The following is a 6,757-nucleotide window of genomic DNA, read 5'->3' on the forward strand; positions in this document are numbered from 1 at the left end:
CATGATTCTTACCGTTCCTCTCGGTACGGCTTACACAGACCATCTGACACGCCCTCTTGGCTGTCTCCCAGTACCGATACAGATCGAGGGGGAACGATGCCACTTCGTGCGCCCTTGCTGCCCGGCACATCTCGAGTGCATCGCGGTAGCGCTCGCTGCCGGTCCGGCCATGCGCTGCTCTGGCGAGACCGATCCATGCGAACTGATCGAGGTAGACGTGAAGCACGGGACCCTCAGATCACAACGGAGCACATGCTCGAACTCACATCCACGGACATGTTCTCCCCCCTGGGCTAGTCATAACTGCACTGTCAGTCGCGGCTTCTTCATGGGCGTCCCCCAGGTCCTGCGATCGCCGACAGAATCTAGGCGGACTCGCTCGCATCGCGGGCTCGGTGGTCCTTGTTGCCGTGGTCGGTGGGGATGTCGAGCAGTGTGAGCAGGTTTCCGTCCTTGTCGATGCAGTCGAGTAGGTCACGGTGTGGGATGTCATCGATGGCGTATCTGTACCGGCGGGTCAGGAGGTCACGCATCGCGTTCTCGCCGGGAGCTTCGGGCCGTCCGCGGAGGTTCCACCGGCGGGCGACTGACACCGTCTGAGTGAAGATGTGCATGTCGACGACGTCGTCGGTGAACAATGATAAAGGCATTGTCGGGGAAGCTGATGTCTCCGGCTCGCGGGCAAGGTCAAGCGCTCGCCGGGGGTCGCCTACACCGGGTCGTAGTCCCGCTCGCTTCATCCGCCAGTTCATGGAGGTGTTGACTAGAGCGACGAGAATTTGCCAGTCGAGCCAACCATCATTGCGTAGTCTCACGATGGTCGCTCGCCCGGCTTGATCAGACAACAGTCGTGGGAGCGTGAACCGCAGGGTCTCATTGGCCACTTCATACCGTTCGCGGATGGCCTGAAGCGACTCATCGCGGTCATAGCCCGGACCTGTAACGGTTGAGGCCGGCAAGTGCTCACACTCGGTGGGTTGAAAGGCGTCGGAGGACGACGGCCTGCTTGCGTCAGCGCATCGGGCGTAGTGATCGTCGTCCAGTAGGGCGGCAGTCTCCTCGTAGGGGCGACCGATAGACACCTTGTGAATGAGGCCGCCTCTGAACAAGGGTTCTAGGAGGTCCTGGAGTTCGTCTGGTGGGCGGACATGGACGGCGTGGAGCAGTTGGTAGCACATCGCGAGGATCGCCCTGTTGTGCGCTTCGGGGTCCGTCAGCGAGTTCGATAGGGCAACGTTAGCCAGGACCTCGGGCGCTGAGTCGTCGATGTCGATCGAGTCGTCTTCTCGGCTGGCGCCGGGTCTCACGTCCACCGTGACCCGAATTGTGCTCTTGATCAGGACCGGGTTCATCGGTGCGATGTCAGCCAAGAGGACCTGGAGCGCGGCGACGAAGCCCTCGGCGGTCAGCACCGTCTCTCGGTTGTTGTCGAACTGGAAGGTCCAGCGGACGCCGAGGGCTTGGAAGTCGATGAGTCGTCTGTGGCCGACATCGCCGAGGAGTGGGCCAGCAAGCTGCTCGGCGGCGCGAGCTTGGAACTCGTGCTCGGTCATGTCGAACCGCGAGTCGTCGTGCTCGATGACTTCGACCAACTGTTCGTACCAGTTAGTCGTCTTGTGGGCTGCTTCGATAAGTGGTTCAAGATCGGGCCAGAATGTGCGGATGCCGGCTAGCTCCAAGGTGGCGTTGGTGTCGTGTGCTGCGAGGTCGGGGTGTTTGTCGTAGTCGAATGGATCGGTCAGCATCTGGGCGCGCGCCAGGAGTGCGACCTCGGTGAGTCGGGCAGCGTCGACCCAGGTGCCGGCCTGCTGGGCGTACTTGGCTGTCTCCAGCAGGGCCTTGGGCACGTGCACCTGCACGTCGATGTCGTCGCTCATCATCGCCAGGGCAGCGGCGGTGCACGCGTACATCTTGGCCGCGTACATCAACCCGAGGCTGGCGTATAGCGAGCCCAGGTAGCGCATCGTGAGGATGGAACCGTAGATGGTGTCCCCGTTGAACCACTTTGCTTTCGCGTTGTGCAGCTCGGCCAGAGCCTTCAGGGGCTGACCAGCCCTCACGAAGGCCATCCCGCGATCGCGGCATCGCTCGGCGGTGGCGGCGTCGCCCTGTACTTGGGCCAGTACGATGTCGAAGCCGTCACGGACCTTTTCGTAGTTGGTGTGCCCGGAGACTGCTGGCGCGTACATCGTGAACAGACGCGCGAGTTCGCTGGACGAGTAGGCGCGAGCCCGCGGCAGTAGGTCGACCAGCTGCGTCAGGTAGGACATCGCCGCGTCGAAGTCGAACAGGTGCGACACCGGCAATGCCGAGGTATCGATGGCGGACTCGTCGAGCCTCACTCCGACGTTGGAGGCAACCGCGGCAGGTGGGGGCTTGCCGTCAGTCGTCTCGATGCCCTCCCAGTCCGGTACCAGGTGGGCGAACGCAAGTGTTCCCGTCAAGGTCGCCGACCGCACCGGATGCGTCACCGAATCGGTGGCGTCGAGCAGGTTGACGAGGTGCGACCGTAGCCGCAGCATCGCAGCACTGATCTCGGATGCCTCGGCCTTCGCGACCCCGGTCATCCACATCGTCCCCCAATACGAGCAGAGCGTCACAGCATCGTCAACGATGTTCGGCCGGGTGCTCGTACACGCGTAGTCAACGGCGCGACGAACCAAGTCCTCGATTCCGGCCGCGACGCCCATGCCCCGGAACCGCGCGATAGCCATCTCGTAGCACGCTCGGAACACCAACTCGGTGTCCAAGCCATCTGCGGAGTCAGCCAGGAACGCCCCCATGAAGTCCAACCACTCCGGCAAGTCGGCATTCGCGTGCTCATCCCAGGTCGCGTGTCGAAGTCCGTGAGTGATCTCGCCCTGTACCGCCGGCGTCAGGGCTACTGGCCCACGGTTGCGACGCAACCCATCGATCAGATCCGCGTACCACTGCGGTGCCGGCTCGTCCTCCGGCGTGGGGACCAGATGCGAAGGCAGTTCGAGGTAGTGCCGCGCGACCCACACCAAGTCTGCCTCGGCGAGGAACGTCGCAATATCACCGCCGCAGAAGATGTCCAAGGTCACTCCGTAGGACTCGCGGGCGGTCCGCTGGAGGTCGTGGGTCACGCCCTCGGAGATGGGGTGCACGCTGAAGAATGCGACGTGGTCAACGTCAGCCGCATCGTCGGCGCAGATGCCGGCGAGGTCACTGAGAACCTTCTGCTTCAGACTTCCGCTTTGGACGGTGCAGGCCACCACCACCGGCGACGTAGAGGCCGCAGCCGCGAAGCCTGCCGAGTGCGGCAGCTCGCTCGGGAGGCGGGTTGTGAACGTCTCCGCGTCTCGCTGCTGATCGCCGCCCGAACTGACAGGCCCGGTCGCGATCAAGATGTTCGAGCTGATCCGCTTCTGAGCAACCCGCGTAGCGATCTCCTCGAACCGATGATGCTCGTTCCGCGACGAGAGCTCGTCCAGGCGGAACCGGATGTACGCCTCCGTCTCAGGTATGTGCTCAGTCACAGCTCTATTCTCCTCTTACGGTTCCGACGTGCAACGAGTGCGCAGCTGTCACCTCCCCGAGGCTCGTCGATGTCGGTCGGCTCCTCACCGTGCGGAGCGCGGTGCCACACCGGCTGCTGGTGCGCCGGCGATGTCCGTGGCTGCGGATAGCGTCATGGCTCATGGATGCAACTACCACAGCGCTACTAATCTCTGCGGTGTCGCTGCTGTTGGCGGGCCTATCGCTTGGCTGGCAGATCGCTCAGTGGCTGCTGTCAGCCGGCCGAGCCAAGGCGGCCCTGATGCATGGACTGATGCAGGGCACAGGTGCCTACGTCGGGCCCGTCGGCAAGGGCGGGAGTCCATTCGACTTGGACAAGCTTCGACGGCAAGGCATCGATGGGCCACCGGTGGTCGGTATCCAGGTCGTCAATCATGGACGGGCGCCGCTGTCAGTGGAGCGGGTGTCGCTGTGCACGCGGGGCGGAGTCATGCAGTTCGTCCCGATCGGTGACGTGCTCGGTCCCGAATTGCCGTACCGTCTCGAACCTGGTACAAACGCAAGCTGGTACGTGACCGAGGACAACGCCGCCCGTCTTGCGCACAGTTCTCGCGAGGCCTTGGGCGAACCGGTCATCGGTGTGTACATGACCGCTCAGTTGGGCACCGGCAAGACCGTCAAGACACCGCATACGCTACGCCTATAGACGGCGCCAGAATCCGCTACTCAACGATCTGTGATCGTTCAGCCAGGTAGTCGTCGGCGGTGGCGAGAAACGCCCGATAGAGGGTTCTCGCGGCGTCATGCGAACCATCGATCGGGAAATCGATGCCGAGCCAACGCCAGACAAGGCCCTGACTGCTGCATGAAGCGCCCTGAGTTTGTTGGAGGCTCCTGACCTTGGAAACGAGGATGGAGTTATGCCGAAGGAACTGGCGGATGGGAAGCCGACGACTCGTCGCTACTCGGTCGAGGAGAAGGCCGCCGCGGTACGGATGGTGAGGGCGCTGCGCGCCGAGCTGGGCGTCACGCAAGGGACCGTGCAGCGCGTCGCGACGCAACTCGGATACGGGGTCGAGTCCGTGCGCATGTAGGTCAAGCAGGCCGACGTCGATGACGGCCTCGCGCCGGGCGTGAGCTCGGCCGAGGCGCAGCGGGTGCGTGAGCTGGAGCAGGAAGTCCGGGAGTTGCGCCGGGCTAACGAGGTGCTCAAGCGGGCGGCGTCTTTCTTCGGGGCGGAGCTCGACCGCCATCACCGGAAGTAGTCGCGTTCATCGACGCGAACAAGGACGACCTCGTTGACGGTCGCCGGCTCGGAGTCGAGCTCATCTGCAGACTGCTGCAGGTGGCTCCGAGCAGCTACTACGCTGCAAAGACCCGTGCCCCGTCCGCCCGCGCGGCGCGAGACGAGGAGCTGATCCCTCAGCTGGTCGAGCTCTGGGAGACCAACTACCGGGTCTACGGGGTCCGCAAGCTCTGGAAGGCTGCCCGCCGCGCGGGGATCATGATCGGCCGGGACCAGACCGCCAGGCTGATGCGCGCCGCAGGCGTCGAGGGCGCGAGGCGTTCGAAACGGGTCAAGACCACCAGGCCGGATCCGGTTTCGGCGCGTCACCCTGACCTCGTCAAGCGGGAGTTCACCGCGACCGCGCCGAACCGGCTCTGGGTCACCGACCTGACGTTCGTGCCGACCTGGGCCGGCGTCGCCTACGTGTGCTTCATCATCGACGCGTTCAGCAGGATGATCGTCGGGTGGCGGGTCGCGTCGCACATGCGCACCGAGATGGTCCTCGACGCGATCAAGATGGCCCGCTGGTCACGCGGCGCCCGGCACGAGGATCTGCGCTGTCACAGCGATGCGGGGTCTCAATTCACCTCCATTCGCTACGGCGAACGCCTCCGGAGATCGGCGCAACGCCGTCGATTGGAACCGTCGGGGATAGCTACGACTGTCAGTCTCTGAGGGCCGGATTCCGCGAGGATGAGGAAGTCCTGGCCGTGGTGCTCTGACCCATCTCTACGATTGACCCACATGGTGTCTTGGCGTTGATCTGTCGGGCCCGCGGCCGGGCACGTACGACCACTGCCGCCGGTCCGGGCGTGACCTGATAGGAGCCTGGAGCATTTTCGTGACCGTGTCCCCGTGACAGTCCTGTCCGCCCACCGGCGTCGGTGCCGCCCCCGCACCCGTAGCCGGAGGACAGCCTCGTACATGAGCCAGATCGCCCCCACCCGTTCCGGTCACGTCGTGATCGGCGTGGACACCCACAAGCACATCCACGTGGCCGCCGTCATGGACTCGATCGGTGGGATTCTCGCGACCGGCACGATCGCCACCGACCGTGCCGGTTACCAGCAGCTACTGGAATGGGCCGCGGACTACGGCACCATCATCGCGTTCGGCATCGAGGGCACAGGCTCCTACGGGGCTGGTCTGGCCTCGTACATCCGTCGCCAGGGGCACAAGGTCGTGGAAGTCTCGCGCCCAGACCGACGCCTGCGTCGGTTGAACGGGAAGTCCGACACCTTGGACGCTGAGAACGCGGCCCGCGCAGTCCTCGCGGGTTTCGCTACCGCCACGCCCAAGAGCGCCGACGGGAGCGTGGAAATGATCCGTCAGCTCAAAGTCGCTCACGACACTGCGGTCAAAGACCGCTCTGCAGCGATGATCACGTTGAAGGCGATGCTCGTGCACGCCGAAGAAAATCTACGCAAGGTACTGCAGGGGAAGACGCAGAAGATGATCGCCCGCCGCTGCGCTTCCCTGCGCCCCCGCGCGCTGAGCACGCCGGAGGAGGCCAATCGTCATGTGCTCCGGTCGCTGGCCAGGCGGTGGCTGTCGTTAAACGAGGAGATCCTCGAGCTCGAGGCCATGATCAAGGGGCTCGTGATCGCGCGTGCGCCGCACCTGCTCGACCAGTTCGGGATCGGCGTGGACACGGCAGCGGAGATCCTCATCGTGGCCGGGGACAATCCCGAACGGATCAAGAGCGAGGCAGCATTCGCCAAGCTCGCCGGCATCAGCCCCGTGCCTACAGGCTCAGGGATGAGCAGCGGAAAACATCGGATCAATCATGGCGGTCACCGTCAGCTGAACGCAGCCATCTACAGGACAGTCATCGTGCGGATGCGCTTCCATGAGCCCACGATCGCCTACGTGGCACGACGCACCGCGGAGGGCAAGTCCAAGCGAGACATCATTCGCTGCCTCAAGAGGTACGTGATCCGCGAGGTATACCACCTCGTGAAGACCAACCCTCGCACCGGTCAGATCGCG

The 6,757-nt window shown here is 64.1% G+C and carries 3 protein-coding genes, 1 pseudogene and 1 other annotated feature; of the genes and pseudogenes, 3 read left to right on the forward strand and 1 reads right to left on the reverse strand.

Features of this window, described 5'->3' with window-relative positions:
• Positions 1–365: 365 nt before the first annotated feature.
• The gene (locus NR072_RS00260) at positions 366–3,500 is read right to left on the reverse strand and encodes a hypothetical protein (RefSeq protein ID WP_256835745.1); all 3,135 of its coding nucleotides are present in this window, start codon (positions 3,498–3,500) and stop codon (positions 366–368) included.
• A gap of 161 nt (positions 3,501–3,661) precedes the next feature.
• Here NR072_RS00260 and NR072_RS00265 point away from each other — a divergent pair, with 161 nt between their 5' ends.
• The 3 genes and pseudogenes from NR072_RS00265 to NR072_RS00275 form a co-directional block, all read left to right on the forward strand.
• A complete protein-coding gene (locus tag NR072_RS00265; RefSeq protein ID WP_087625420.1) occupies positions 3,662–4,186 on the forward strand; it encodes a phosphoribosylamine--glycine ligase in 525 nt (174 codons plus the stop codon).
• A 214-nt stretch (positions 4,187–4,400) separates the two neighbouring features.
• Positions 4,401–5,430: pseudogene (locus NR072_RS00270) on the forward strand (IS3 family transposase); the annotation flags it as partial.
• Positions 4,700–4,834, forward strand: a sequence feature (AL1L pseudoknot). (Overlaps the previous pseudogene by 135 nt.)
• A gap of 262 nt (positions 5,431–5,692) precedes the next feature.
• Positions 5,693–6,757: IS110 family transposase (locus NR072_RS00275; protein ID WP_256835746.1), on the forward strand; the 1,065-nt coding region annotated here is incomplete at its 3' end.

The organism is Micrococcus sp. Mcc89 (genome assembly GCF_024519795.1).
In the GTDB taxonomy this organism is placed as follows: domain Bacteria; phylum Actinomycetota; class Actinomycetes; order Actinomycetales; family Micrococcaceae; genus Micrococcus; species Micrococcus luteus.

Coding starts and splice junctions, on each gene's coding strand:
- NR072_RS00265 (WP_087625420.1), top strand. CDS start 3,662: ATGGATGCAACTACCACAGCGCTACTAATCTCTGCGGTGTCGCTGCTG.